Consider the following 24,270-nt stretch of genomic DNA (forward strand, 5'->3'; position numbering starts at 1 on the left):
AGACGCCGAACGCGGGGAATGTCAAATTCGGAAGCGCTAATATGAAAAGGGCGGCTCAAGAGCCGCCCTTTCCCTTGAAAATACTGTGTTTTTCTATTCCGCAGCGATGGCGTGCTTGGGCTGCACGGCAGCCGAATAGGCTTCCATCAGCGTCTTGGCGATCTCGCCGACCTCGAATCGGTACGGCCCGATTTCCGAAACCGGGGTCACCTCGGCCGCCGTTCCGGTCAGGAAGCATTGTTCGAAACCTTCCAGTTCCTCGGGCATGATGGCGCGCTCGACGACCTCAAGGCCGCGGTCGCGCGCCAGCCCGATCACGGTGCGGCGGGTGATGCCGTCCAGGAAGCAGTCCGGCTTCGGCGTATGGATCTTGCCGTCCTTGACGAAGAAGATGTTGGCGCCGGTCGCCTCGGCCACCTGCCCGCGCCAGTCCAGCATCATGGCGTCGGCATAGCCCTTGGCTTCCGCCGCATGCTTGGAGATGGTGCAGATCATGTAGAGGCCGGCGGCCTTCGACTTCGACGGCGCGGTCTTCGGGTCGGGCCGGCGGTACTCGGCGATGTCGAGGCGAATGCCCTTGAGCTTCTGCGCCGGGTCGAAATAGCTCGGCCACTGCCAGATGGCGATGGCGCAGTTGATGCGGCTGTTCTGCGCCGAAACGCCCATCTGCTCGCTGCCGCGCCAGGCGATCGGCCGCACATAAGCGTCCTGGAAGCCCTGCTTCTTCAGCAGTTCGCGGCAGGCGTCGTCGATCTCGGCGACCGAATAGGGAATCTTGAAGCCGAGGATGCGCGCCGATTCATGCAGGCGCTCGGTATGCTCCGTCAGCTTGAAGATCTCGCCGCCATAGGCGCGCTCGCCCTCGAATACGGCGCTGGCATAGTGAAGGCCGTGGGTCAGTACATGGATCTTGGCGTCGGCCCATTTGACGAACTCGCCGTTCATCCAGATAAAACCATCGAGTTGGTCGAAGGGAACGGATGCCATGATAACCTCCTGCGAGCGGCCGCCCGCACGTCTTTGAGTTGTTATTTGATCAGTCGCGACGGGGTCGTGGACCCGGGCGGCCGGTGTCTGGAGCGTAGGCCCATATTCGCGACCTGGCAAACTCACGAAGTTCCGGAAAACGAGCGCCGGCTTGCCTTTTCGTTCATAATCGGCCCTAAGGCTTGTCAAAAATTACCATCGGCCCCAAATTATGTCAACACTGCTGACTTAATTTGGACTTGCACGGAAAGATCATGACCGAAAGCAGCACCGAGCGCGCAAAACCGATACGGGAAGCGATCGCCGACGAGGACGGCATCGACTTCACCCTGATCGAGTTGCTCTTCTTCGCCTACCGGGATTTCACCTCCGATCCCGACCAGATCCTGGCCGACTACGGTTTCGGCCGGGCGCATCACCGGGTGCTGCATTTCGTCAACCGGCGGCCGGGCCTCACCGTCGCCGAACTGCTGGACGTGCTGAAGATCACCAAGCAGTCGCTGGCAAGGGTGCTCAAGCAATTGATCGATACCGGCCACATCGTGCAGGTGCAGGGCCCGCGCGACCGGCGCCAGCGCGAGCTCTATCCGACCGCGAAAGGTCGCGCCCTGGCGCTGGCGCTGGCGCGGCCACAGTCACGCCGCATCCATGGCGCATTGCACGACAGCGGCGTGACCGATCGCGGCCCGATAGAGCATTTCCTGAAGGCTATGGTAAATCCGGAACTTCGGGCGCAGATCGACATTGTGCCGAGGAACGAGGTTGTGGACTGACAACCATGGAGGTTGCCATGGAGAGCAACGAAAAGACGGACAATCCTGCGGTCATCGGCGACGACGCGCCGCATTTGCTGGTGGTCGACGACGACACCCGCATCCGCAACCTTTTGAAGCAGTATCTCTCCGAGAACGGCTTCCGCGTCACCGTGGCGGGCAATGCGGACGAGGCGCGGCGCAAGCTGGTCGGCCTCGACTTCGACCTCCTGATCCTCGACGTCATGATGCCGGGCGAGAGCGGGGTGGAACTGACCAAGGCGCTGCGAGCCGAAAAGAACGTGCCGATCCTGATGCTGACCGCGCTTTCGGAAACGGACAACCGCATCACCGGGCTGGAGGCGGGCGCGGACGACTACCTGCCGAAGCCCTTCGATCCGCGCGAACTGATCCTGCGCATCAACAACATCTTGCGCCGAGGCGGCCCGGCCGCGACGCCGAAACTGGAGCAGCTCGTCTTCGGTCCCTACACCTTCCAGATCGCCAAGCGCGAGCTGAAGCGGGGCGGCGAGGCGCTGAAGCTCACCGACCGCGAGCAGGAGATCCTGGCGATCTTCGCCGCCCGCGCCGGCGAGACCATTCCGCGCCACGAGCTGATCGGAGACGATTCGGAAGTGGGCGAGCGCACCATCGACGTGCAGATCAACCGCCTGCGCCGCAAGATCGAGCGCGATCCGGCCAATCCGGTCTGGTTGCAGACGGTGCGCGGTATTGGGTATCGGCTCAGCGTGGAATAGCATGAGGCGCGGCGGGCGATATCGTCCGCCGGCGGGCGTTTCACGGACCGACGGGCAGATGGCGACTTCGGAATTACAAGACCCGAATGCGGGCGGCGCGCGCGCACGGCTGATCCGCCTCGCGGCGGCGACGCGCGGCGTGTGGCGGCGCTTCTGGCGCCAGGTCTCGCTCTACATGCCCAAGCGGCTCTATGCCCGCTCGCTGATCATCGTCATCGCGCCGATGTTCCTGCTGCAATCCGTCATCGCCTTCGTGTTCATGGAACGCCACTGGCAGACGGTGACGCTGCGCCTGTCGCAGGCGGTGGTGCGCGACATCGCCGCCGTCATCGACCTGATGGAGACCTATCCGCGCGACGCCGACTATGCCAACATCATCCGCATCTCGCAGGACCGCCTGCAGCTCAAGGTCGACCTGCTGCCGCCGGATCCCCTGCCCCCGCCCGGCCCCAAGCCGTTCTTCTCCATCCTCGACGAGACGCTGTCTTCGGAAATCACCCGCCAGATCAACCGGCCGTTCTGGATCGACACGGTCGGCAATTCCAACATCGTCGAGGTCCGCATCCAGCTCGAGAACAAGGTGCTCAGGGTCTTCGTGCGCCGCAGCCAGGCCTATGCCTCCAACACCCACATCTTCCTGATGTGGATGGTGGGCACGTCGCTGGTTCTGCTGATGATCGCCATCCCCTTCCTGCGCAACCAGATCAGGCCGATCCTGACGCTGGCCGAAGCGGCCGAGAGCTTCGGCAAGGGACGGCCGATGCCGCGCGATTTCCGGCCGCGCGGCGCCGACGAGGTGCGGCGGGCCGGCTTCGCCTTCATCCAGATGCGCGAGCGCATCGAGCGGCAGATCGAGCAGCGCACGGCCATGCTGACCGGCGTCAGCCACGACCTGCGCACCATCCTCACCCGCTTCAAGCTGCAACTGGCCCTGGCGCGCGGCAAGGCCGACATCGAGGCGCTCAACCAGGACATCGAGGACATGCAGTCCATGCTGGAGGGCTATTTGGCCTTCGCACGCGGCGACATGGCGGAGGAACCCGCCGATTTCGACCTCGTCAGCTATTTCGACAAGCTCTCGGACGAGGCCAGGCTGCGCCAATGCAAACTGACCACCGCCATAACCGGCGACGGGCAGGTGCTGGTGCGTCCGAACGCCTTCACGCGGCTGCTGTCCAACATCATCGGCAATGCCTTCCGTTATGCCAGGACCGTCGAGGTCAGCGCGACCCATGACAAGGGAATGCTGACCGTCACGGTGGACGACGACGGACCCGGAATCCCCGCAGCCAAGCGCGAGGAAGTCTTCAAGCCTTTCGTGCGGCTGGACGAGGCCCGCAACCTCGATGCCAGCGGCACGGGGCTCGGCCTTGCCATCGCGCGCGACATAGCCCGCAGCCATGGCGGCGACATCGCGCTGGAGGACAGCCCGCTGGGCGGCCTGCGCGCCGTGATCCGGGTTCCAGCCTGAGTTTTCAGGTCGCAAGAACGCTGTTTCATCCCGCCGTCATGGAATCGTGGTGAAAGGCGCGCAACGAAGCACGCCAATCCCAGGCGGAGTTGCCCATGCGCATTCTGATGGTGACGGACGCCTGGCGCCCGCAGATCAACGGTGTCGTCCACACGCTGGAGCGCCTGTCGCAAACGCTGCTCGGCTTCGGCGTCGAGACCGACTTCCTCACGCCCGCCGGCTTTCGCACCCTGCCGCTGCCGACCTATCCCGACATAAGGCTGGCGCTGACCACGCCGCGCAACGTGGCCCGTCTCGTGGAGGATCGGCGCGCCGACCACGTACACATCGTCACCGAGGGGCCGCTCGGCATCATGGCGCGCCGCCATTGCCTGGCGACGGGGCGCCCCTTCACCACCAGCTATCACACCCGCTTTCCCGAATATCTGAGCGCGCGCCTGCCGGTGCCGGAAGACTGGGCCTACCGCTTCCTGCGCGGTTTCCACAATTCCGGCGCGGGCTGCCTTGTCGCCACGCAATCGCTGGCGGACGACCTCGCCGCGCGCGGCTTCACCAAGCTCAGGCCCTGGACGCGCGGCGTCGACACGGAGCATTTCCGGCCGGACCGTCCGAGCGGGCTCGACCTGCCCCGTCCGATCTTCCTGTGCGTCGGCCGCGTGGCGGTGGAAAAGAACCTTCCGGCCTTTCTCGACCTCGACCTGCCGGGCTCCAAGGTGGTTGTCGGCGAGGGGCCGGAACTGGCGCGCCTGCGGGAAAAATATCCCCGGGCGCATTTCCTCGGCCGCCGCTCCAACGAGGAACTGCCCTCGCTCTATGCCGCCGCCGACGTGTTCGTCTTCCCCAGCCGCACCGACACCTTCGGCAACGTCATCATCGAAGCGCTTGCCAGCGGCACGCCGGTCGCGGCCTTTCCGGTGACCGGCCCCATCGATATCATCGGCGACGGCGTCGCCGGAGCCGTATCTCAGGACCTGCGCGAAGCCGCGCTGGCGGCTCTGGCGATCGACCGCGCGGAGGCGCGCAAGCGAGCGCTGCGCTACAGCTGGAACGCCTGCGCGGAAATGTTTCTCGACGCCGTCAACACAGCCCTGGCGACCCGGCCGAAACTGGCGGCGTAGACATAGGCTCTCAGACCGGCCGGAAATTCACCGCGGCAAACCGCATGGCGGTGGGTTCGGCCACGTTGCGCAGCGGACATTCGCTCCGTGGGCGACAGAAGCGCAGAAAACGCCTCAGGTGGCCGCGCAGCGGAATTTGCAACGGCCTCTCAGAACAGGCGTCCGCCGTCCGGCACCCTGCGTTCGATGGCGCCCAGCACGACGTCGCCGTCCCCGTCGGGGAAACCCAGCGTCAGCACCTCGGACATGAACTTGCCGATCTGGCGCGGCGGAAAATTCACCACCGCGAACACCTGCCGCCCCACCAGCGTTTCCGGCGTATAATATTTGGTGACCTGGGCTGACGACTTCTTCACGCCGATCTCGGGCCCGAAATCGATCTTCAGCTTGATCGCCGGCTTGCGCGCCTCCGGAAACGGTTCGGCCTCGACGATGGTGCCAACCCGGATATCGACCTTGTCGAAATCCGCATAGGCGATCTCAGGCTTGCGCGCCTCGCCCGGTCCCATGGCCGCCATCCGCTAGAGCATGTTGCAGCCAAGTGGAATCACTTGGCGTCGCACACATGCGGTAAAATCAATCAGACAGACCATGATGCCGTCCGAAAACCGCTTCACGCTTTTCGGCATCATGGTCTAGGCCGTGCCGAAAGTTTCGAACAGCACGCTGGCCAGCGCCTCCTTGGCCGGGGTACCCGACCAGACGACGAACTGGAACGCCTGGAAATAGCATTCGCAGGCTTCCAGCGCAGAGGAAAGCAGCACTTCCACCTGCTGGCTGGACGGCTCCACGCCACCGGCCAGCAACAGCGACTGGCGGAACATGATCGCGCCCTCCTGCTCCCACAGGTCGAAATGGCCGAACAGCATCTGTTCGTTGATGAGCGAGAGCAGCCGCATCACCTCCAGCGCCCGGTTTTCCGGCACCTTGATGTCGAAGGCGCAGGCCAGATGCAGCGCCTCGAAATCTTCCATCCAGGAGAAGGAGACGTGATAATCGGTCCAGGTTCCGGCGACCGAGATCGAGATCTCGTCGTCGCCGGCGCGTTCGAAGGACCAGTCGTTGTTGTGCGCGACCTGTTCGATGACATCCACCGGATGAATATCGCGGGCGACTTCGAGTTCAATGAGTTCCATGAAATGCTTCCTGTCGTTCGGGGAGCGCCGCCACGCTCCCGGGAGGCACGCACGAACACTTTCTAGAACTCGGACGGCCTGGACTGCTCGACGCGACACTCCATGACCGGACCCCACCGCCCGGCGCACGATTCCTGTTCCGAATCATGCAGCAAATTCAGTCTATTGATCGGGAGTCGCGTGACCAGCCCAATTTTTGATAGGGGCCAAATCGGGTGTGGAAAGCTGCGCCGGCTGCGAAGAGCGCACCTAACGTAAGCGATTCACGACAAAGCGCTTTTCACGCTTCGGCTTTGTGGAAAAGTGCAGCAATTATTTTTTTGCGCGCGGTCTCGCCGACGTGGCCGAAGCCTCGCCGCCTTCGGACGAGGCGGCGAGACGCGCTTCCAGCGCCTCGATGCGGGCGGTGAGCTTCGCATTTTCCTCGCGCGCCTTCACGGCCATGTCGCGGGCGGCCTCGAATTCCTCGCGCTGCACGAGGTCCATGGAATTGAGCACGCGCTCGGCCTGCCCGCGCAACGCGGTCTCGACCTCGCGCCGCACGCCCTGCGCCGCGCCCGCCGCATCCGTCACCAGCTTGGCGAATTCATCGAGAATACGGTTCGATCCGGTCGACATGGCTGGTCCTCACATGGTTCATCCTGACGTAGTGGCGGCGCGCCCCGAATGCAAGCACGGCCTGACGGGACACTTCCCGGCACTTGCCTTTGCGGGCGCTTTCAATAACTATTATTAAGAACCGGAACCAAGGGAGCCGAGCATGGCCATCAGCGCGGATCTGGGCACTCACCTCGAGGGTGTCGTCAACGAACTCGTCAGCACGGGACGCTACAATTCCAAGAGCGAGGTCCTGCGCGAAGGCGTGCGACTGGTACAGGAGCGCGAGAAGCGGCTGGCTGCGCTCGACGCAGCGCTCGCCAAGGGCATCGCCGACGCGGATGCCGGCAGGGTAAAACCGGCCGAGGAAGTGTTTGATCGCCTCGAAGCGAAATATCTGAATCCGGCACGATCAAAGACGGCACAATGAGGGTGATATTTACCGCAGCGGCGGAGATCGACCTCGAAACAATCGGCGACTATATCGCTCAATCCAATCCCTCTCGTGCAGTGAGCTTCGTGCGCAAGATGAGGGAGAAATGCCTCGGCTTGCGCGAGATGCCGCAAGCTTTTCCTCTCATCGACGATAATCTGCATGCAGGCATTCGACGCCGCATCCACGGCAACTACCTGATCTTCTATCGTATCGGCGGCGAAGCCGTGGAAATACTGCGTGTCCTGCACGGCGCGATGGAATATGAACGGATGCTGTTCCCCGAGGATTGAGCCGTCTGCGGTCCCGCCGGCGCCTTGACCCTGCCAAACGCCTGCCGCATGGTCCGCCGCGAACAGCGATCCGGTCCTGCGCGCCGGCTCCGCGCCTCTCCATCGGGAGATCCAGCCCTTGTCGCTTGCCGTCCTGCCCTTTCCGAACATCGATCCGGTGATCGTCCATCTCGGCCCGCTGGCCATACACTGGTACGGCGTCGGCTATATCGTCGGCATCCTGTTCGCCTGGTGGTACGCCAAGCGCCTGGTCACCAATCCGCGGCTCTGGCCGGAAGGCCCCGCGCCGATGAAGCCGGAAGACCTGGACGACTTCATCGTCTGGGCGGCCGTGGGCGTGGTCGTCGGCGGTCGCACCGGCTACGTGCTGTTCTACGACCTGCCGCGCTATCTGGCCAATCCGCTCGACATCTTCGCCGTCTGGCAAGGCGGCATGTCGTTCCATGGCGGCCTGCTCGGCACCGTCCTCGCCATGGTGCTCTTCGCCCGCTCGCGCGGCATCCGTCCCTGGTCGCTGATCGATGTCGTCGCCGCCGGCGTGCCCGTGGGGCTGGGGCTGGTGCGGCTGGCCAATTTCATCAATTCGGAGCTTTGGGGCCGCCCCACCGACGTGCCCTGGGCCGTGGTGTTCCCCACCGGCGGACCGTTCCCGCGCCATCCCAGCCAGATCTACGAGGCATTGCTGGAAGGGCTGGTGCTTTTCCTCGTGCTGCGCTTCCTCACCCATTCGCGCCTGAAACTGAAGACGCCGCGCTTCGTCGGCGGCGCCTTCGTCTGCGGCTACGGCCTGTCGCGCATCTTCGCCGAGTTCTTCCGCGAGCCGGATGCCCAGCTCGGCTATCTGCTCGGCACCAACTGGCTGACCATGGGCATGGTGCTGTCCACGCCGATGGTGCTGTTCGGCATCTGGGCCATGGCGACCGCGCGCCCCTCGGCACTCGCGCCGCAAGAGGCTGAAAGCTAGGACCAATGACCCCGCTCAAGGCGCGCATCACGGATCTGATCGCGGCGACGGGACCTGTTCCCGTCAGCGAGTACATGGTGACCTGCCTGTTCGACCCGCAGGCCGGCTACTACACCACGCGCGAACCGTTCGGCGCGGAGGGCGATTTCGTCACCGCGCCCGAAATCAGCCAGATGTTCGGCGAATTGGTCGCCGTGTGGCTCTACCAGGCCTGGCAAGCGCTCGGCCGGCCCGTGCCGGTGACGCTGGCCGAGATCGGCCCCGGCCGCGGCACGCTGATGAAGGACATGCAGCGCACGCTGTCGAAGCTCGACCCGGGCTTCATGGCCAACGCCCGCTTTGCCATGGTCGAGACCAGCCCGCGCCTGACGGAAATCCAGAAAGCCGCGCTTTCCGGCTCGAATGCGGACATCGCCTGGCATGAGACCGTCTCCACCCTGCCCGACGCGCCGCTGCTCATCGTCGGCAACGAACTGTTCGACGCCCTTCCCATCCGCCAGTTCGTGAACACGCAGGCCGGATGGAAGGAGCGCATGGTCGGCCTCGACGGTGGCGAACTTGGCTTCTTCGCCGGTGCCGCCTCGCTCGACGCCGCCCTTCTTCCGCCCGATTCCGCCTCCGCTCCGCAGGGGGCGATCGTCGAATTCTCCCCGGCCCGCACGGCCCTGATGCAGCTCATCGCCGAGCGGCTCGCGCGGCATCGCGGCGCCGGCCTGTTCGTCGATTATGGCTATCTCCAGCCAGGGATAGGCGACACCTTCCAGGCGCTGCGCAGGCACCGCCATGAAGACGTGCTGGAAAATCCCGGCGAGGCGGACCTGACCGCCCATGTCGATTTTTCCGCGCTCGCGGCCGTCGCGCGCAGCGCAGGGCTTGCCGCGCACCTGGCCACGCAGGGGCGTTTCCTGCTCGACATGGGGCTGCTGGAACGTGCCGGGCAGCTCGGCGCGGATGCCGACGGGCCGGAGCGCGACAAAATATCCGCAGCGGTCGAACGCCTTGCCGGGCCGCAGGCAATGGGTGACCTTTTCAAGGTTCTGGCGGTGCTGCCGCATGGTATCGAGGCCGCTCCGTTCCCGCTGGCCGATTGACTTTTCCGGATCGCCTGCCGCACTCTCGCGCCTCGCGGATGGATCGGATCGCGCGACAACCGTGCTTGACGAAACGGGCGATGGAGACAACAACGCCGTCATGTCGACTCAATCCAAGCTCGATCCCATCCGGTCATCCCTGTTGGGCGAGGCAAAGGCAGCAGGCATCCGCCACGGCTATTTCACGCGCGTGGGCGGCGTGTCCTCGGGCATCTACGAGGGGCTGAACATCGGCGCCGGCTCATCCGACGATCCTGCCCTGGTGCAGGAGAATCGCCAGCGCGTGGCGGAATGGATGGGCGTGCCGGCAACGCATCTGCTGACCGCCCACCAGATCCATTCGCCCGACGTAGTGATCGCGCGCGAGCCCTTTTCCGGCAACCGGCCGCGCGCCGATGCCGTCGTCACGGACAGGCCGGGCATCGCCGTCGGCGCCTCCACCGCGGATTGCGGCCCGGTGCTGTTCGCCGATGCCAATGCCGGCGTCGTCGGCGCGGCCCATGCCGGTTGGCGAGGCGCCTTCGCCGGCGTTCTGGAAAACACCGTCGCGGCGATGGAAAGTCTCGGCGCCCGGCGCGACAACATCGTCGCCGTGCTCGGCCCCTCGATCGGCCCGGCCAACTACGAGGTCGGTTCCGAATTCATCGCCCGCTTCGTCGAGGCCGATTCCGGCAACGGACGCTATTTCAGCCCCTCGGCCCGGGAAGGATACGCCATGTTCGACCTGAACCTCTATACGGTCGATCGCCTGCGCAGGGCGGGCGTGCGCGCGGACAAGCTCGACCGTTGCACCTATGCCGAGGAAGGGCTGTTCTATTCCTACCGGCGCGGAACACATCGCGGCGAACCCGATTACGGGCGGCAGATATCGGCGATTGTCCTGGAGGAGCGGGGCTGATGGCACTGCATTTTGAACGTTCGGAATTCGACGCCCGCCGCGACCGGCTGATGATCGACATGGCGGAGCAGAAGCTGGACGCCATTCTTCTGTTTGCGCAGGAAAGCATGTACTGGCTGACAGGCTACGACAGCTTCGGCTTCTGCTTCTTCCAGTGCCTCGTCGTGAAATCCGACGGCTCGATGGTGCTGCTCACCCGTTCCGCCGACCTGCGCCAGGCGCAGCTGACCTCCATCATCGACAATATCCAGGTCTGGACCGACCGCGCCGACGCCAATCCGGCCGTGGACCTGCGCAATCTCCTGAACGACCTCGACCTGCTCGGCGCGCGCATCGGCGTGGAGTACGACACCCACGGCCTCACCGCCTATAACGGCCGGCGGCTGGACGAGCAGTTGCAGACCTTCGGCCAGATCGTGGACGCCTCGCGCATCGTCAGCCGCCTGCGCCAGTTCAAGAGCCCGGCCGAGATCGCCAAGGTGGAAAAGGCCGCCGCACTTGCCGACGACGCGCTGGACGCCGCCTTGCCGCTCATCAAGCAGGGCGGCGACGAGGCCGCCATACTTGCCGCCTTGCAGGGCACGATCCTGGCCGGCGGCGGCGACTACCCGGCCAACGAATTCATCATCGGTTCGGGGACGGACGCCTTGCTGTGCCGCTACAAGTCCGGACGCCGCAAGCTCAACAAGAACGACCAGCTCACCCTGGAATGGGCCGGCGTCTTCAATCACTACCATGCGGCGATGATGCGCACGGTGCTGACGGGCAAGGTATCCAAGCGCCATCAGGAACTGTTCGACGCCGCGCGCGACGCCATGCTGGCGGTGGAAAAGGCGATGGTTCCCGACAACACCTTCGGCGACGTCTTCGAGGCGCATGCCCGCACCATGGAGGCGCACGGGCTGACGAAACACCGGCTGAACGCCTGCGGCTATTCGCTCGGCGCCCGCTTCAGCCCCTCCTGGATGGACACGCCCATGTTCTATCAGGGCAATCCGGAGCCGATCGCCCCCAACATGACGCTGTTCGCGCATATGATCATCATGGATTCCGAGACCGAGACGGCCATGACGCTCGGTCGCACCTATCTCACCACCGAATCGCAGCCGAAGCCGCTTTCGCGCCATGATCTCGACTTGATCGTGCGGTGAATCCGATGAAAAGGGACGAGTATCGCCGGGCCGGTTCCGCCCAGGGAGTGTCCGTGTTGCCGAAAGCCATCCCCGGGAAAGCGCGCCGCGCCTTCCCCTCCGCCGTTTCGGAATCGCTGTTGAAAAGGCCGGCGCGCCGGCTCGGTATCGCCGCCTCGCTGCTGGCGGCGTTGACGCTCGCCGCCTGCAACAGTTCGAGCGTGCTGGAACCTTCCGCCATCACCCCGCAGCAGAAGGCGCAGGCCGCCACCGGCCAGGGCACGGCCACGACCGTCCAGCCGGGAACCACCGCCCCTGCCCCGCAGCCGCTTTCGGCGGCTGCCAAGGCGGTGATCGGCAAGATGCGGCTCCAGGTCGCGCCCATCGTCGGCGCGCCGGTCGAGGCCGCCGGCCCGCTGACCGAGCGCCTGAACCAGCGCAGCAGGGAGCGCGGCATCACCCTCGTCGGCAGTTCCGACCAGACGGCGACGCATGTGCTGAAAGGCTATTTCTCGACCATGACGGAGGGCAAGGACACCACCGTCATCTATGTCTGGGACGTCTACGATCCTTCCGGCAACCGGCTGCATCGCATCAACGGGCAGCAGAAGGCCGCGTCCGTGAACGGCGGCGAGGGTTGGGCGGCCGTGGCGCCCGCCACCATGCAGTCGATCGCCGACACCACGGTGGACCAGCTTGCCGCCTGGGTGGGGGGTCAAACCGGCTAAGCTGTTGCAGCGCAGTCGATGGATGCCGGTTTAATTGGGCTTTCAACGCCGAATCGTAATCGCAGCGCTTGCAATACCGGTCAGGCCCGCTAAAAGCCCTCAAAATCTTCCCATCGGAAATTCGGTGCATGAAACTCTTCGCGGGCAATTCCAACAGGGTGCTGGCAGAAGCGGTCGCCCGCTATCTCAACATCCCCCTCGGCAAGGCCAGCGTGCGGCGCTTCGCCGACCAGGAAATCTTCGTCGAGGTCCAGGAGAATGTGCGCGGCGAGGACGTGTTCGTCCTCCAGTCCACCTCCTACCCGACCAACGACAACCTGATGGAACTGCTCATCATGATCGACGCCTTCATGCGCTCGTCCGCACGGCGCATCACGGCGGTGATCCCCTATTTCGGCTATGCCCGCCAGGACCGCCGGGCCTCCGGCCGCACGCCGATCTCGGCCAAGCTGGTGGCCAACATGATCACCCGCGCCGGCGCCAGCCGCGTGCTCACGCTCGATCTCCATGCCGGCCAGATCCAGGGCTTCTTCGACATCCCCACCGACAACCTGTTCTCGGTGCCGGTCATGGCGCGTGACGTGAAGGCCAAGTACAAGCAGCTCGGCAACGTCATGGTCGTGTCGCCCGACACCGGCGGCGTGGTGCGGGCCCGCGCTCTCGCCAAGCGCCTCGACGCCCAGCTCGCCATCGTCGACAAGCGGCGCGAGCGGCCGGGCGAATCCGAGGTCATGAACGTCATCGGCGACGTGCACGGCAAGGACTGCCTGCTGATCGACGACATCGTCGATTCGGGCGGCACGCTTTGCAACGCCGCGGAGGCCCTGCTCGCCAAGGGCGCCACCAGCGTCACCGCCTACATCACCCACGGCGTGCTTTCCGGCGGCGCGGTGGCGCGCATCACCGGCTCCAAGCTGCAGGAACTGGTCATCACCGATTCCATCCAGGCGACCCAGGCCGTGATCGACGCCCCGAACATTCGCGTCATCTCGATCGGCGACCTGCTCGGCGAAGCCATCTCGCGCACGGCGACCGAAGAGTCGGTTTCAAGCCTCTTCGACTGAAGCCTGCCTCATCCGCCCGGCCTTTCGGCGTCCCGCGACCCGCTGAGATAGCTGCGCGGCGAGGTTCCCAGCATGCGCTTGAACATGGTGGTGAAGGCCGGCACGGAATCGTAGCCGAGGTCCAGCGCCACGCTGGTCACGGGCTCTCCCTCGGCGAGCCTCGGCAGCGCCGCGAACAAAAGCGCCTGCTGCCGCCATGTCGACAGCGACAGCCCCGTCTGGCGCTGGAAGGTGCGGGTGAAGGTGCGCCGGCTCATGCCCGCCTGCCGCGCCCAGTCGTCTATCGTCGCATGCGGCGACGGCTCGGCCACGAAATGCCGGCAAAGCGCGGCGATGCGCGGATCGGCCGGAAACGGCAGCCCGAGCGGCCGCTCCGGCATGCCGGGAATCTCATGCAGAAGCAGGTTCAGCAGCAAGGTCGCCCGCGGCGGCAGCGGCGGCTCGTCCGGCAGCGCCACCGCCTCCACGATCAGGCTGCGCATCAGGTCGCCGACGCCGACCACGCGCAACTGCGCCGGCAGTCCGTCGATGGCGTCCGGCTGGACATAGACGGAACGCATGGAGACGTTGCCGAGCATTTCCACCGCATGCTCGATGCCAGCCGGTATCCACATCGCATGGTCCGGCGGAACCATCCAGCGCCCGTAACGCGTCTTGACCAGCACCACGCCGGTCAGCGCATGCAGCAGCTGGCTGCGGCTGTGGCGGTGCTCGCGCACCTCGTAGCCGTCCGGATATTCGGAAGGCAGCGCCACGATGGGGCCGGACCTCGTCTCCAGCCATTCGAGCCGGTCGTGCTGCAATCGATCCAGGTTTCTGGCCGATGTGCCGGCATGGGAAATGGGATATGGCATGAAATTGTGCCTTCGGATGGCCCACTCGCGTAATTATTGGACCAAACCACGAAAGAAGTCGCGCGGCAACCCGACTATATGCATCGCGGCACCGACTTTGCCGGAATGACGACGGAGCATCCCGTGACCGATACGACAGCGACAGGCGTGCGCGCCCCGGCGACTGCGACCGCCACCGCCTTCACCGTGATCCTGGCGGTGAGCTTCTGCCATTGCGTCAACGACATCATGCAGTCGCTGCTTTCTGCCATCTATCCCCTGCTGAAGGAGAACTACGGGCTCGACTTCTGGCAGATCGGGCTGCTCACCTTCACCTTCCAGCTCACGGCCTCGCTGCTGCAGCCGGTGATCGGCATGATCACCGACAGGAAGCCGATGCCCTATTCCCTGCCCTGGGGCATGGCGTCGTCGCTGGTCGGCCTGATCGTGCTGGCCTATGCCGGCCATTACTGGATCCTGCTCGCCGGCGCCTCGCTGATCGGCATCGGCTCGGCGGTCTTCCATCCCGAATCCTCGCGCATCGCCCGCTATGCCTCCGGCGGCCGTTTCGGGCTGGCGCAATCGCTGTTCCAGGTCGGCGGCAATTTCGGCCAGGCGATGGGTCCGCTGCTGGCCGCCTTCATAGTCGTGCCCTTCGGCCAGACGAGCATCGCATGGTTCGCCGTCGGCTCGCTCGTCGGCATCTTCGTGCTGTGGCGGGTGGGCGGATGGTACAGCCGCCTGCGCGCTTCCATGGCCAGCCGCAAGGCTGCGGGCCACACCTCGCCCTTCCCGCGCAACCGCGTGCTGTGGGCGCTGGTCGTGCTCACCTTGCTGGTGCTGACCAAGAATGCCTACATCGCCAGCCTGTCGAGCTACTACACCTTCTACGCCATCCATAAGTTCGGCGTGTCGGTGCAGATGTCGCAGGTCATGCTGTTCCTGTTTCTCGGCGCCTCGGCGCTCGGCATCCTGCTGGGCGGCCCCTTCGGCGACCGCTACGGCCAGAAGGCGATGATCTGGTTCTCCATCGTCGGCGTCCTGCCCTTCACGCTCGCCCTACCCTACGCCAATCTCGAATGGACGATGGTCCTGACCGTGCTGATCGGGTTGATCCTGTCCTCGGCCTTCTCCAACATCGTAGTCTTCGCGCAGGAGCTGGTGCCCGGACGCGTCGGCATGGTGGCGGGCGTGTTCTTCGGCTTCGCCTTCGGCATGGGCGGCATCGCGGCGGCGGTGCTCGGCGTGGTGGCCGACGCCAAGGGCATCGACTTCGTCTACAGGATCTGCTCCTATCTGCCCCTGCTCGGGCTGCTGACGATCTTCCTGCCCGACATGAAGCAAGCCCGCCGGATGGCGAGGGCCGACGGCGCCTGAGCCGCGGCTTGCGCGCCCGCCCGCCTTCCGCTATAGAGCCGCCACCCGCGTAGACACCCTTGGAGGCAACGCGGCGGAGAGCCGTCGGCTCGCATGACCCCGGAAAGTGGTTTCCGTTTTTTGGATGGTCACGCGCAGTATCGCGGCTTTCGACGTTTACGGCGCCCGGCGCCGCAGACGCTCCATAACACGCGAAAGGAAATGCCATGAGCCAAGCTTCCTACGAGCTCAAGGCCGAAGCGCGCGAACAGGTCGGTAAGGGGTCCGCCCGTGCAGTTCGCCGCGACGGTAAAGTGCCTGCAGTCATCTATGGCGACAAGCAGCCTCCCCTGGCTATCGCTTTGTCCTACAAGGAAATCTACTACAAGATCCACGGCGGCGGCTTCCTGACCACGGTTGCCACGATCGACGTCGGCGGCAAGAAGATCCAGGTCCTGCCCAAGGATTATCAGCTCGATCCGGTCAAGGACTTCCCGATCCATGTCGACTTCCTGCGCGTCGGCAAGGATACCGAGGTGAACGTCAACGTTCCGGTGCACTTCATCAACGAAGAGAAGGCGCCCGGCATCAAGCGCGGCGGCACGCTCAACATCGTTCGTCACGAGGTCGAGTTCCACTGCCCGGCCAACGCGATCCCGGAATTCATCACCGTCGATCTGGCGGGCGCCGAAATCGGCGATTCCATCCACATCTCGGCGGTCAAGCTGCCGGCGGGCGTCAAGCCGGTGATCGCCGACCGCGATTTCACCATCGCCACCATCGCTGGCACCGCTGCTGCGAAGTCGGAGTCCGAGGAAGAGGCGGCCGCGGCCCCGACTGAAGAGGCCGAGGGCGAGTAAGCCTTCCGTTCCCGGGAGCCTGAACGATGCTGCTCTTCGCAGGTCTCGGCAATCCGGGGGCGAAATATGCCAACAACCGGCACAATGTCGGCTTCATGGCGGCGGACGCGATAGCCCGCCGCCATTCCTTTTCTCCCTGGTCGCGGAAGTTCCAGGCCGAGATCTGCGAAGGCCGCATCGGCGGCGAAAAAGTCCTTCTCCTCAAGCCGCAGACCTTCATGAACCTTTCCGGCCAGTCCGTCGGCGAGGCCCTGCGCTTCTATAAGCTCGACCCGTCGGCCGTGACCGTCTTCTACGACGAGATCGACCTCGCCGCCGGCAAGCTGCGCGTCAAGGTCGGCGGCGGCTCAGGCGGCCACAACGGCATCCGCTCGCTCGACCAGCATATCGGCAACAACTACCGGCGCGTGCGCATCGGCGTCGGCCATCCCGGCATCAAGGAAATGGTGCACGGCCATGTGCTGGGCGACTTTTCCAAATCCGACCGTGAATGGCTGGACGTGCTGCTGGACGCCCTCGCCGACAGCGCCGACATGCTGGCGAAGGGCGACGACAGCGGCTTCATGAACCGCGTGACGCTGACCCTGCGCGACAAGCTGCAGCCCACCGGAGCGGACGACACGCCGCCGCCGAAGCAGAAACCGGCCAAGGCCCAGAGCCATATCCGCCAGGCCCGCCCGCAGCAGCCTGCGGCCAAGCTGCCGGAAACCGGCCCGATGGCCGCCATGCTGAAGAAGCTGCTCGGCAAGGATTGAGCCCCCTTCGACGGCAGTCTTGATGTCGGGAACATGCGGCATTAAGTTACACGAACTTCGTGTTTTCGTGAGATCGTGCAGTGGGCAACGTGACGATATCGATGGATGACGAGCTTCAGCGCGCCATACGGATCGAGGCGGCGAAGGCCGGCAAGAGCATGTCGAAATACATTGCCGATCGGCTCCGGGAACCGGTCAAGCAGCACCTATCGTCCGATGAGATAGCGCGGCGCAGGAGCGACGTCGAAGCCTTGCGTGAAGTCTTCGCCGGGCCGAAATTCAGAATTTCGGAGAACGGCAAGATGCCTACGGCAGACGAGCGCAATGCCCGGCGCTAAGATATTCGTAGACACAAACGTTCTCCTCTATGCAGTCGACGAGACTGAACTCGCCAAAGGTCTATTGGCGCAGCAGTGGCTGCTGTCGCTGACGCATCATGGAGCCGGCAGCACCAATCTCCAGGTGTTGAACGAAACAACGAGCTTGCTGCTAAGGCGTCGACGCGATGTCCATCCTGCAGATGTGTTCGCGATCGTTGACCGCTTCAGCCGGCTCGGCACCCAGCCGCTCGGAGCGAAAGAAACGTCGCTCGCCCGTTCGCTGCACCTTCGGCTCCGCTACTCCTGGTGGGATTGCCTGCTGCTCGCCTCCGCCCTCGAACTCGGCTGCACGCATTTCCTCTCCGAGGACCTTCAGGACGGCCAAGCTATCGAAGATACCGGCGGCAAGAGCTTGACGATCGTGGATCCTTTCGCCCATAGCCCTGAGCAAATTCTCAATCCCCGATAGGACCGGACAAAATGGGTTTCAAATGCGGCATCGTCGGCCTGCCCAATGTCGGCAAGTCGACGCTGTTCAATGCGCTCACCAGGACGGCCGCCGCGCAGGCCGCCAACTATCCCTTCTGCACCATCGAGCCGAACACCGGCGAGGTGGCGGTGCCGGACCCACGCCTCAGGAAAATCGCCGAGGTCGCCAAGTCCAAGGAGATCATCCCGACCCGCATCTCCTTCGTGGACATCGCCGGCCTGGTGCGCGGCGCCTCCAAGGGCGAAGGCCTGGGCAACCAGTTCCTCGCCAACATCCGCGAGGTTGACGCCATCGTGCATGTGCTGCGCTGCTTCGAGGACGACGACATCACCCATGTCGAGGGCCGCATCGACCCGGTGGCCGACGCCGACACCGTCGAGACCGAACTGATGCTGTCCGATCTCGAAAGCCTGGAGCGCCGCATCGTCCAGATCCGCAAGCGCGCGCAAGGCAAGGACAAGGAAGCCCTCACCGTCCTGCCCATGATGGAGAAGGCGCTGGAACTGCTGCAGGCCGGCAAGCCCGTGCGCCTGCTGCTGGCCGGCATCGCGCCGGAAGACCTGCGCATCCTGCAGGGCCTCAACCTGCTGACCTCGCATCCGGTGCTCTATGTCTGCAACGTGGCGGAATCCGACGCCGCCACCGGCAACGAATACTCGAAGGCCGTGGAGAAGATGGCTGCGGCGCAGGGCGCGGGCACCGTCATCATCTCCGCCGCGATCGAGGCCGAGGTCGCCCAGCTTCCCGACGAGGAGGAGCGCGAGTTCCTCGCTTCGATGGGGCTGGAGGAACCGGGCCTCGACAAGCTCATCCGCGCCGGCTACGAGCTGCTTCACCTCATCACCTATTTCACCGCCGGCCCGAAGGAGACCCGCGCCTGGACCATCGAGAAGGGCACCAAGGCGCCGCAGGCGGCGGGCGTGATCCACTCCGATTTCGAGCGCGGCTTCATCCGCGCGCAGACCATCGCCTATGACGACTTCGTCAATCTCGGCGGCGAGGTTGCGGCCAAGGAAGCCGGAAAGGCGCGCGACGAAGGCAAGGAATATGTGGTGCAGGACGGCGACGTCTTGCTCTTCAAGTTCAACACCTGACGCCGCTTCGGTTCCCGGCAGGTAAAAAAACTTGCTTGACAGGAAGCGCTCCGTCCTTCCAACTAGGCGGGCAGCCGGCGTTTCGCGTCGGCGCACCAGAGCACGCCCGCTCAACATTTAGTCGATGACGATCCGGAGTTCGCACCTCCTGGGACAGGGCTCGTAGCGCGGAAGGGTTGAAGTTCAGCCTTTTCGAGATTCGAGACCGGACCGGGAGGCAACGAATGACCGTTGATCTGCTCGTACGCGATGCGTACGTCTACATAGACCGTGACATGGAAATCGCCGGCGGCTGGGTGGCCGTCAAGGGCAACCGCGTGCATGCCGTCGGCAAGGCCAGCGAGGAACCCCAGGCCAGGCGCACCATCTCGGCGCGCGGCCGGCTGGTGACGCCGGGTCTCATCAACGCCCATCACCACATGTACCAGAACCTCACCCGCTCCTATGCGCCGGTGACCAACGGCACGCTGTTCGAGTGGCTGACCGGGCTTTACCCGCTGTGGGCCGATCTGGACGAGGAATCCGTCTACCTTTCCACCTACATCGCCATGGCCGAACTGATGATGGGCGGCTGCACCACCTCGATGGACCACATGTATGTCCATCCAAAGCCCTTCCTCATCGACGCGCAGTTCCGCGCCAGCACCGATATCGGTTTCCGCTTCTATGCCACGCGCGGCTCCATGACCCGTTCGGTGGAGGACGGCGGCCTGCCGCCGAAATCGGTGGTGCAGGACGAGGAGACCATTCTCGCCGACAGCGTGCGGCTGGTGGAAAAATACCACGACGCCTCCGCCGGCTCGATGACGCGCGTGGCGCTGGCGCCCTGCTCGCTGTTCTCGGTCACCGAGCGCATCATGTCGGAATCGGCTAGGCTCGCCGAGAAATACGATCTCAGGCTGCACACGCATCTGGCCGAGGACCCGCAGGAGGACACCTACTGCGCCGAGGTCTATGGCTGCACGCCGACCGAATATTTCGAGCGCGTCGGCTGGGCCAGCAAGCGCTCCTGGGTGGCGCACTACATCTACCCCTCCGACGCCGAGATCGGCCGGTTGGCCCATGCGGGCGTCTGCACCGCGCAATGCCCCTGCTCCAACATGCTGATCGGCGGCGGTGCTGCCGACGCCATGGGCCTGCGCGCCCGCGGCATGAAAGTGGGGCTCGGCTGCGACGGCTCGGCTTCGACCGACCACGCCTCGATGTGGCTGGAGGCGCGCACCGCGCTGCTGCTCGGCCGTTTCCGCAACGGCCCCAGTTCCATGTCGGCGCGCGATGCGCTCGACATCGCCACGCGCGGCGGCGCGGCCTGCCTCGGCTGGGAGGACGAGATCGGCCATCTGCGGCCGGGCGCCTGCGCCGACCTCGTCATCTGGGAGATGTCCGACATAGCGCTGGCCGGCGCGCACACCGACCCGGTCGAGGCCTGGCTGCGCTGCGGCCCGGCGACCGCCGGCACCACGATCGTCAACGGCAAGGTGCTTGTCGAGAACGGCCGGCCGACCATGGCCGCGCTGGACGACGTGCTGCGCGAGCACGCCAAGCACGCCCGCCGCATCCAGCGGCTGGCTGCCTGACCGGTTTGCCGGCCCGGGCCCGTTTCCTCGGCCGGCAAGCCCCGCAAATCACCGCACAGTCTGCTTCTTGGAGGAGGAAGTACCATGGCCGGTATGATGGATGTCCCGCTGGACGGGCGCCACGATAGCGTTCCGCAAGTCAATGTCATCGGGGATGTGGAGGAGATCGTCCCCGCCAAGCGCATGGCGGCGCTGGGCCTGCAACAGGCCCTCGTCTCCAACGCCTGGCTCGATCCGATCTTCATCGCCAGCGTGGCTGGCTTCTCGGCCTCGCTGGCGACCAATCTGGTCACGGCGACCTTCCTGGCCGCCGGTATAGTCACCGTTCTGCAAAGCACGAAGCTGGTGCGCCTGCCCATCGTGCAGGGACCGTCCTCGGCCTTCTCGCCGCTGGCGATCGGCTACTACAAGGCCGGCACCATACCGGCCGCCAGCCTGGGTCTCATCATCGGCGCGGCGCTGGTGTTCCTCGCCGCCGTCGGCGGGCAACTGGCGCGCCTGCGCCGGCTGCTTTCGCCCGCCGTGTCGGGCACCATCATCACGCTGGTGGGCATCGCTCTGGCCGGCTTCACCTTCATGGAATTCTTCGGCGGGCCCGGCATGCCGACCTTCGGCACCGGCTCCAGCCTGCTGCTCGCCTGCGTGACGACCTGTGTGGTTCTCGTCTGCTCCGCGCTCGGCGGCAGCTTGCGCATGTTCGGATTCCTGATCGCGCTGGTCGTCGGCGACGCGCTGGCGTTGGCGCTCGGCTTGCTGGATTTCTCCAGCGTCGGAACGGCACCCTGGCTCGCCTTCCCCAAGCTCCTGCCTTACGGCGCGCTGCATTTCGACGCCGGCATCACCATCACCATGTGCATCGTCTTCCTCGTCGCGGTGGTCGAGGCGATGGGCATGTACGAGGCGACCGCCAAGCTGACCGGGCAGGAACTGACCGACCGCCGCGTCAACATGGGCATCGCCGGCGAAGCGGGCGGCTCGATGCTTGCGGCCCTCATCGGCGGCTTCGGCACCACGGCCTATGCGCAGAACCTCGGCGTGGTGAAGATGACGGGCGTCGCCAGCCGGCATGTGGTGCGGGTGGCCGGCATCATCTTCATCGTGCTGGCCTTCCTGCCCAAGGTCGCGGCGGTGCTGGTCGCCACCCCTGCTTCGGTGATCGGCGGCCTGTTCCTGCCGGCGGCGGCAACTGTGATCATGACCGGCATCCAGCTCGCCGCCCAGGAACGCGGCTCGGCGGTCAAGAACCTGGTGGCGCCGCTCGGCCTGATGGCGGGCCTCGCCATACCGTCCATGTCCGCCAGCCTCGCCCCGTTCCTGCCGTCGATCCTGGCGGAAATGATTGGGCATTCCATCGTCGTCGGCTCGGTCACGGTCATCCTGGCCGAACTTTGCCTGGTCAGGCTGCCGGATCTCTTCCGGGCGAACTGAGCCCGTGCGCAGGCGATGGCCGCCCGATCCCGGGACGGCCATCGCCGAAACGCGGCTGGCACTGCAAAGCCGGCTTGACTGGCAGGCCACCTTGCCGGCACCGTCCGCCGATGACCACGTTCCCGAACCTGTTCTCGTCCCTCAAGATCGGCGGCATGGAGGTGCGCAACCGCATCCTGTCGACCGGACACGACACCGTCATGGCGCATGACGGCCACGTCACCGAAAGGCTGATCGCCTATCAGGAGGCCCGCGCCAAGGGCGGCGCCGGGCTGATCGTGGTGCAGGTGTCCGGCGTCCATGAAACCGCCCGCTACACCTCCCATATCCTGATGGCGACCTCCGACGACGCCATCCCCGGCTATCGCGCGTTGGCCGACGCCGTGCACAGGCACGGCGCGAAGATTTGCGGCCAGCTGTTCCACCCCGGCCGCGAGATTATGGAGACGCAGGACGGCACCGCGCCGGTCGCCTATGCGCCCTCCGCCGTCCCCAATTCCCGCTTCCACGTCATGCCGGTGCCGCTGTCGCGGCGGATGCTGCGCGAGATCGTGGCCGGCTACGGCGCAGCGGCAGCCCGGCTCATGGCCGCCGGCTTCGACGGCTGCGAGATCGTCGCCAGCCATGGCTACCTGCCGGCGCAGTTCCTCAATCCCAACGTCAATTTGCGCGACGACGAATATGGCGGCAGCGTCGAAAACCGGCTGCGCTTCCTGCGCGAGATCGCCGCCGAAATCCGCGCCAGGACCGGCCCCGGCTTTGCCATCGGCCTGCGCATCACCGGCGAGGAGCACGACAGCCAGACGCTCGACACCAACGAGGTGCTGACCTTCTGCCGCATGCTGGATGAGGACGGCGTGATCGACTATTTCAGCGTCGTGGCGGGCACGTCGGCCTCGCTGAAGGGCGCGGTCCATATCGTACCGCCGATGTATTTCGAGGGCGGCTATTCCGCCCCCTTCGCCGCGGCAATGAAAGCCGTCGTGCGCAAGCCGGTCTTCGTCGCAGGCCGCATCAACCAGCCGCAGATCGCCGAGCAGGTGCTGGCCTCCGGCCAGGCCGACATGTGCGGCATGACCCGCGCCATGATCTGCGACCCCGAAATGCCGCAAAAGGCCGCCGAGGGCCGTCTGGACGACATCCGCGCCTGCATCGCCTGCAACCAGGCCTGCATCGGCCATTTCCACAAGGGTTATCCCATCTCCTGCATCCAGCATCCGGAAACCGGGCGCGAGCTGACCCTTGGCATCCGGCCTCCGATCGAGCGGCGCAAGCGCATCATCGTGGCCGGCGGCGGGCCGGCGGGCATGAAGGCGGCGGCCGTTCTGGCCGAACGCGGCCACGAGGTTTTCCTGCACGAGGCGGATGCCCAGCTCGGCGGCCAGGCGCGCGTCGCGCAACTGCTGCCGGGACGTGCCGAGTTCGGCGGCATCATCACCAACCTGGAACGGGAAATGGAGCTTGCGGGCGTAAAGGTTCACAAACGCTCCCCGGTCAGCCGGGCCATGGTGGAGGCGGCGGGCGCGGACGCCGTCGTCGTCGCCACCGGTGGCAAGCCGCATCGCCCGCCCATGGAGGGCGGCGAGGACACGCATGTCGTCGATGCCGTCCAGGTGCTGACCGGCATGGCCAATGTCGGCTCCAGCGTGCTGATCGCGGACTGGCGCGCCGACTGGATAGGGCTCGGCCTGGCCGAGAAGCTGGCGCGCGACGGCTGCCAGGTCAGGCTGTGCGTCGAAGGCGTAGCCGCGGGCGAAACCATACATGGCTATGTGCGCGACGCCATGGTCGCGGCGCTGCACAGGCTGGGCGTGGAGATCACCACCTATGCGCGGCTCTACGGCGCCGACGGCTCCACCATCTACATGGAACATGCCGCATCCGGCGAGCCGATGATCTTCGAGGGCATCGACACGCTGGTCCTGTCGCAGGGCTTCGACAGGGTGGCCGGCCTCGAAACCGAGCTGGAGGACTTCGCCGGCGAGGTGCATGTGATCGGCGACGCCCTGACACCGCGCACGGCGGAAGAAGCCGTGCTGGAAGGCCTCAAGGTGGGATTGCTGCTTTAACTCTCGTATTTGGCCCGCGGCACTTTCGGGTGCGCCCACCTTCCGCCGCATTGACCCTGCAGTTCTCC

The 24,270-nt window shown here is 65.4% G+C and carries 26 protein-coding genes; 21 read left to right on the top strand and 5 right to left on the bottom strand.

All coding sequences use genetic code 11. The features are described from left to right. Window positions 1-93: 93 nt before the first annotated feature. Window positions 94-987, bottom strand: coding sequence for a branched-chain amino acid aminotransferase (locus QU595_RS17950; RefSeq protein WP_315924357.1), 894 nt, complete (start codon window positions 985-987; stop codon window positions 94-96). Between the two features lie 254 nt (window positions 988-1,241). Here QU595_RS17950 and QU595_RS17955 point away from each other — a divergent pair, with 254 nt between their 5' ends. The 4 genes from QU595_RS17955 to QU595_RS17970 all read left to right on the top strand — a co-directional run bounded on the left by QU595_RS17955 (window position 1,242) and on the right by QU595_RS17970 (window position 5,086). Further along, the gene (locus QU595_RS17955) at window positions 1,242-1,760 is read left to right on the top strand and encodes a MarR family transcriptional regulator (protein WP_315924359.1); all 519 of its coding nucleotides are present in this window, start codon (window positions 1,242-1,244) and stop codon (window positions 1,758-1,760) included. Window positions 1,761-1,777: 17 nt separating this feature from the next. Continuing rightward, on the top strand, window positions 1,778-2,497 hold the full coding sequence (locus QU595_RS17960) for a response regulator transcription factor (protein WP_315924361.1): 720 nt from the start codon (window positions 1,778-1,780) through the stop codon (window positions 2,495-2,497). Window positions 2,498-2,555: 58 nt separating this feature from the next. Next, window positions 2,556-3,968, top strand: a complete 1,413-nt coding sequence (locus QU595_RS17965; RefSeq protein ID WP_315924363.1) for an ATP-binding protein — start codon at window positions 2,556-2,558, stop codon at window positions 3,966-3,968. Window positions 3,969-4,063: 95 nt separating this feature from the next. Then, window positions 4,064-5,086, top strand: coding sequence for a glycosyltransferase family 1 protein (locus tag QU595_RS17970; protein WP_315924365.1), 1,023 nt, complete (start codon window positions 4,064-4,066; stop codon window positions 5,084-5,086). 149 nt (window positions 5,087-5,235) lie between these two features. On the opposite strand, the gene QU595_RS17975 is transcribed toward QU595_RS17970, so the two are convergent. The 3 genes from QU595_RS17975 to QU595_RS17985 form a co-directional block, all read right to left on the bottom strand. After that, window positions 5,236-5,595 (bottom strand): tRNA-binding protein, encoded by a 360-nt coding sequence (locus tag QU595_RS17975; RefSeq protein WP_315924367.1) that lies wholly within the window; start codon window positions 5,593-5,595, stop codon window positions 5,236-5,238. 126 nt (window positions 5,596-5,721) lie between these two features. Continuing rightward, window positions 5,722-6,222, bottom strand: coding sequence for a YbjN domain-containing protein (locus QU595_RS17980; protein WP_315924369.1), 501 nt, complete (start codon window positions 6,220-6,222; stop codon window positions 5,722-5,724). Between the two features lie 312 nt (window positions 6,223-6,534). Further along, window positions 6,535-6,840: an accessory factor UbiK family protein gene (locus QU595_RS17985; protein WP_315924370.1), complete on the bottom strand. Its 306-nt coding sequence runs from the start codon at window positions 6,838-6,840 to the stop codon at window positions 6,535-6,537. A 142-nt stretch (window positions 6,841-6,982) separates the two neighbouring features. On the opposite strand from QU595_RS17985, the gene QU595_RS17990 reads away from it, so the two are divergent. From QU595_RS17990 to QU595_RS18025, 8 genes are all read left to right on the top strand, one after another. Further along, window positions 6,983-7,249 carry a type II toxin-antitoxin system ParD family antitoxin gene (locus QU595_RS17990; RefSeq protein WP_315924372.1) on the top strand — a complete coding sequence of 89 codons (267 nt, stop codon included), beginning with the start codon at window positions 6,983-6,985 and terminating at the stop codon, window positions 7,247-7,249. Beyond that, the gene (locus QU595_RS17995; RefSeq protein ID WP_315924374.1) at window positions 7,246-7,545 is read left to right on the top strand and encodes a type II toxin-antitoxin system RelE/ParE family toxin; all 300 of its coding nucleotides are present in this window, start codon (window positions 7,246-7,248) and stop codon (window positions 7,543-7,545) included. The genes QU595_RS17990 and QU595_RS17995 overlap by 4 nt, the downstream gene beginning before the upstream one ends. 109 nt (window positions 7,546-7,654) lie before the next feature. Further along, the gene (lgt, locus tag QU595_RS18000) at window positions 7,655-8,509 is read left to right on the top strand and encodes a prolipoprotein diacylglyceryl transferase (protein ID WP_410000525.1); all 855 of its coding nucleotides are present in this window, start codon (window positions 7,655-7,657) and stop codon (window positions 8,507-8,509) included. A 5-nt stretch (window positions 8,510-8,514) separates the two neighbouring features. After that, the gene (locus QU595_RS18005) at window positions 8,515-9,600 is read left to right on the top strand and encodes a class I SAM-dependent methyltransferase (RefSeq protein ID WP_315924378.1); all 1,086 of its coding nucleotides are present in this window, start codon (window positions 8,515-8,517) and stop codon (window positions 9,598-9,600) included. A 100-nt stretch (window positions 9,601-9,700) separates the two neighbouring features. Beyond that, window positions 9,701-10,498: a peptidoglycan editing factor PgeF gene (gene pgeF / locus QU595_RS18010; RefSeq protein ID WP_315924380.1), complete on the top strand. Its 798-nt coding sequence runs from the start codon at window positions 9,701-9,703 to the stop codon at window positions 10,496-10,498. After that, on the top strand, window positions 10,498-11,649 hold the full coding sequence (locus QU595_RS18015; protein ID WP_315924381.1) for a Xaa-Pro peptidase family protein: 1,152 nt from the start codon (window positions 10,498-10,500) through the stop codon (window positions 11,647-11,649). The genes pgeF and QU595_RS18015 overlap by 1 nt, the downstream gene beginning before the upstream one ends. A gap of 5 nt (window positions 11,650-11,654) precedes the next feature. Beyond that, complete coding sequence (locus tag QU595_RS18020) at window positions 11,655-12,356, top strand: hypothetical protein (protein ID WP_315924383.1); 702 nt, start codon at window positions 11,655-11,657, stop codon at window positions 12,354-12,356. Between the two features lie 128 nt (window positions 12,357-12,484). Beyond that, complete coding sequence (locus tag QU595_RS18025) at window positions 12,485-13,420, top strand: ribose-phosphate pyrophosphokinase (protein WP_315924385.1); 936 nt, start codon at window positions 12,485-12,487, stop codon at window positions 13,418-13,420. 8 nt (window positions 13,421-13,428) lie between these two features. Here the strand turns inward: QU595_RS18025 and QU595_RS18030 are convergent, their stop codons facing one another. Beyond that, entirely contained in the window at window positions 13,429-14,274 is an 846-nt protein-coding gene (locus QU595_RS18030) for a helix-turn-helix transcriptional regulator (protein ID WP_315924387.1), read from the bottom strand. Between the two features lie 123 nt (window positions 14,275-14,397). Here QU595_RS18030 and QU595_RS18035 point away from each other — a divergent pair, with 123 nt between their 5' ends. The 9 genes from QU595_RS18035 to QU595_RS18075 all read left to right on the top strand — a co-directional run bounded on the left by QU595_RS18035 (window position 14,398) and on the right by QU595_RS18075 (window position 24,202). Beyond that, entirely contained in the window at window positions 14,398-15,630 is a 1,233-nt protein-coding gene (locus QU595_RS18035) for an MFS transporter (RefSeq protein ID WP_315924389.1), read from the top strand. Between the two features lie 206 nt (window positions 15,631-15,836). Continuing rightward, complete coding sequence (locus tag QU595_RS18040) at window positions 15,837-16,469, top strand: 50S ribosomal protein L25/general stress protein Ctc (RefSeq protein ID WP_315924391.1); 633 nt, start codon at window positions 15,837-15,839, stop codon at window positions 16,467-16,469. 26 nt (window positions 16,470-16,495) lie between these two features. Then, window positions 16,496-17,224, top strand: a complete 729-nt coding sequence (pth, locus tag QU595_RS18045) for an aminoacyl-tRNA hydrolase (RefSeq protein ID WP_315924393.1) — start codon at window positions 16,496-16,498, stop codon at window positions 17,222-17,224. A 101-nt stretch (window positions 17,225-17,325) separates the two neighbouring features. Next, a complete protein-coding gene (locus QU595_RS18050; RefSeq protein WP_315924395.1) occupies window positions 17,326-17,562 on the top strand; it encodes a hypothetical protein in 237 nt (78 codons plus the stop codon). Next, window positions 17,549-18,013, top strand: coding sequence for a PIN domain-containing protein (locus QU595_RS18055; RefSeq protein ID WP_315924397.1), 465 nt, complete (start codon window positions 17,549-17,551; stop codon window positions 18,011-18,013). The genes QU595_RS18050 and QU595_RS18055 overlap by 14 nt, the downstream gene beginning before the upstream one ends. A gap of 11 nt (window positions 18,014-18,024) precedes the next feature. After that, on the top strand, window positions 18,025-19,128 hold the full coding sequence (gene ychF / locus QU595_RS18060; RefSeq protein ID WP_315924399.1) for a redox-regulated ATPase YchF: 1,104 nt from the start codon (window positions 18,025-18,027) through the stop codon (window positions 19,126-19,128). A 224-nt stretch (window positions 19,129-19,352) separates the two neighbouring features. Beyond that, a complete protein-coding gene (locus tag QU595_RS18065) occupies window positions 19,353-20,705 on the top strand; it encodes an 8-oxoguanine deaminase (RefSeq protein ID WP_315924401.1) in 1,353 nt (450 codons plus the stop codon). An 84-nt stretch (window positions 20,706-20,789) separates the two neighbouring features. Continuing rightward, window positions 20,790-22,133: a uracil-xanthine permease family protein gene (locus QU595_RS18070; RefSeq protein ID WP_315924403.1), complete on the top strand. Its 1,344-nt coding sequence runs from the start codon at window positions 20,790-20,792 to the stop codon at window positions 22,131-22,133. 110 nt (window positions 22,134-22,243) lie between these two features. Beyond that, on the top strand, window positions 22,244-24,202 hold the full coding sequence (locus QU595_RS18075) for an FAD-dependent oxidoreductase (protein ID WP_315924405.1): 1,959 nt from the start codon (window positions 22,244-22,246) through the stop codon (window positions 24,200-24,202). Window positions 24,203-24,270 lie beyond the last annotated feature (68 nt).

Source organism: Mesorhizobium sp. SP-1A, assembly GCF_032460275.1.
In the GTDB taxonomy this organism is placed as follows: Bacteria; Pseudomonadota; Alphaproteobacteria; order Rhizobiales; family Rhizobiaceae; genus Mesorhizobium.

Excerpts from the sequence above, each read along its gene's own strand:
- QU595_RS17950 (WP_315924357.1), bottom strand. The coding sequence starts at position 987 with ATGGCATCCGTTCCCTTCGACCAACTCGATGGTTTTATCTGGATGAAC.
- QU595_RS18005 (WP_315924378.1), top strand. The coding sequence starts at position 8,515 with ATGACCCCGCTCAAGGCGCGCATCACGGATCTGATCGCGGCGACGGGA.
- QU595_RS18040 (WP_315924391.1), top strand. The coding sequence starts at position 15,837 with ATGAGCCAAGCTTCCTACGAGCTCAAGGCCGAAGCGCGCGAACAGGTC.
- QU595_RS18055 (WP_315924397.1), top strand. The coding sequence starts at position 17,549 with ATGCCCGGCGCTAAGATATTCGTAGACACAAACGTTCTCCTCTATGCA.
- pth (WP_315924393.1), top strand. The coding sequence starts at position 16,496 with ATGCTGCTCTTCGCAGGTCTCGGCAATCCGGGGGCGAAATATGCCAAC.
- QU595_RS17955 (WP_315924359.1), top strand. The coding sequence starts at position 1,242 with ATGACCGAAAGCAGCACCGAGCGCGCAAAACCGATACGGGAAGCGATC.
- QU595_RS17975 (WP_315924367.1), bottom strand. The coding sequence starts at position 5,595 with ATGGGACCGGGCGAGGCGCGCAAGCCTGAGATCGCCTATGCGGATTTC.
- QU595_RS17995 (WP_315924374.1), top strand. The coding sequence starts at position 7,246 with ATGAGGGTGATATTTACCGCAGCGGCGGAGATCGACCTCGAAACAATC.
- QU595_RS18020 (WP_315924383.1), top strand. The coding sequence starts at position 11,655 with ATGAAAAGGGACGAGTATCGCCGGGCCGGTTCCGCCCAGGGAGTGTCC.
- QU595_RS18025 (WP_315924385.1), top strand. The coding sequence starts at position 12,485 with ATGAAACTCTTCGCGGGCAATTCCAACAGGGTGCTGGCAGAAGCGGTC.
- QU595_RS18075 (WP_315924405.1), top strand. The coding sequence starts at position 22,244 with ATGACCACGTTCCCGAACCTGTTCTCGTCCCTCAAGATCGGCGGCATG.
- QU595_RS17980 (WP_315924369.1), bottom strand. The coding sequence starts at position 6,222 with ATGGAACTCATTGAACTCGAAGTCGCCCGCGATATTCATCCGGTGGAT.
- QU595_RS18030 (WP_315924387.1), bottom strand. The coding sequence starts at position 14,274 with ATGCCATATCCCATTTCCCATGCCGGCACATCGGCCAGAAACCTGGAT.
- QU595_RS17965 (WP_315924363.1), top strand. The coding sequence starts at position 2,556 with ATGGCGACTTCGGAATTACAAGACCCGAATGCGGGCGGCGCGCGCGCA.
- QU595_RS17970 (WP_315924365.1), top strand. The coding sequence starts at position 4,064 with ATGCGCATTCTGATGGTGACGGACGCCTGGCGCCCGCAGATCAACGGT.
- ychF (WP_315924399.1), top strand. The coding sequence starts at position 18,025 with ATGGGTTTCAAATGCGGCATCGTCGGCCTGCCCAATGTCGGCAAGTCG.
- QU595_RS18015 (WP_315924381.1), top strand. The coding sequence starts at position 10,498 with ATGGCACTGCATTTTGAACGTTCGGAATTCGACGCCCGCCGCGACCGG.
- QU595_RS18070 (WP_315924403.1), top strand. The coding sequence starts at position 20,790 with ATGGCCGGTATGATGGATGTCCCGCTGGACGGGCGCCACGATAGCGTT.
- pgeF (WP_315924380.1), top strand. The coding sequence starts at position 9,701 with ATGTCGACTCAATCCAAGCTCGATCCCATCCGGTCATCCCTGTTGGGC.
- QU595_RS17985 (WP_315924370.1), bottom strand. The coding sequence starts at position 6,840 with ATGTCGACCGGATCGAACCGTATTCTCGATGAATTCGCCAAGCTGGTG.
- QU595_RS18050 (WP_315924395.1), top strand. The coding sequence starts at position 17,326 with ATGGATGACGAGCTTCAGCGCGCCATACGGATCGAGGCGGCGAAGGCC.
- QU595_RS18065 (WP_315924401.1), top strand. The coding sequence starts at position 19,353 with ATGACCGTTGATCTGCTCGTACGCGATGCGTACGTCTACATAGACCGT.
- QU595_RS17990 (WP_315924372.1), top strand. The coding sequence starts at position 6,983 with ATGGCCATCAGCGCGGATCTGGGCACTCACCTCGAGGGTGTCGTCAAC.
- QU595_RS17960 (WP_315924361.1), top strand. The coding sequence starts at position 1,778 with ATGGAGAGCAACGAAAAGACGGACAATCCTGCGGTCATCGGCGACGAC.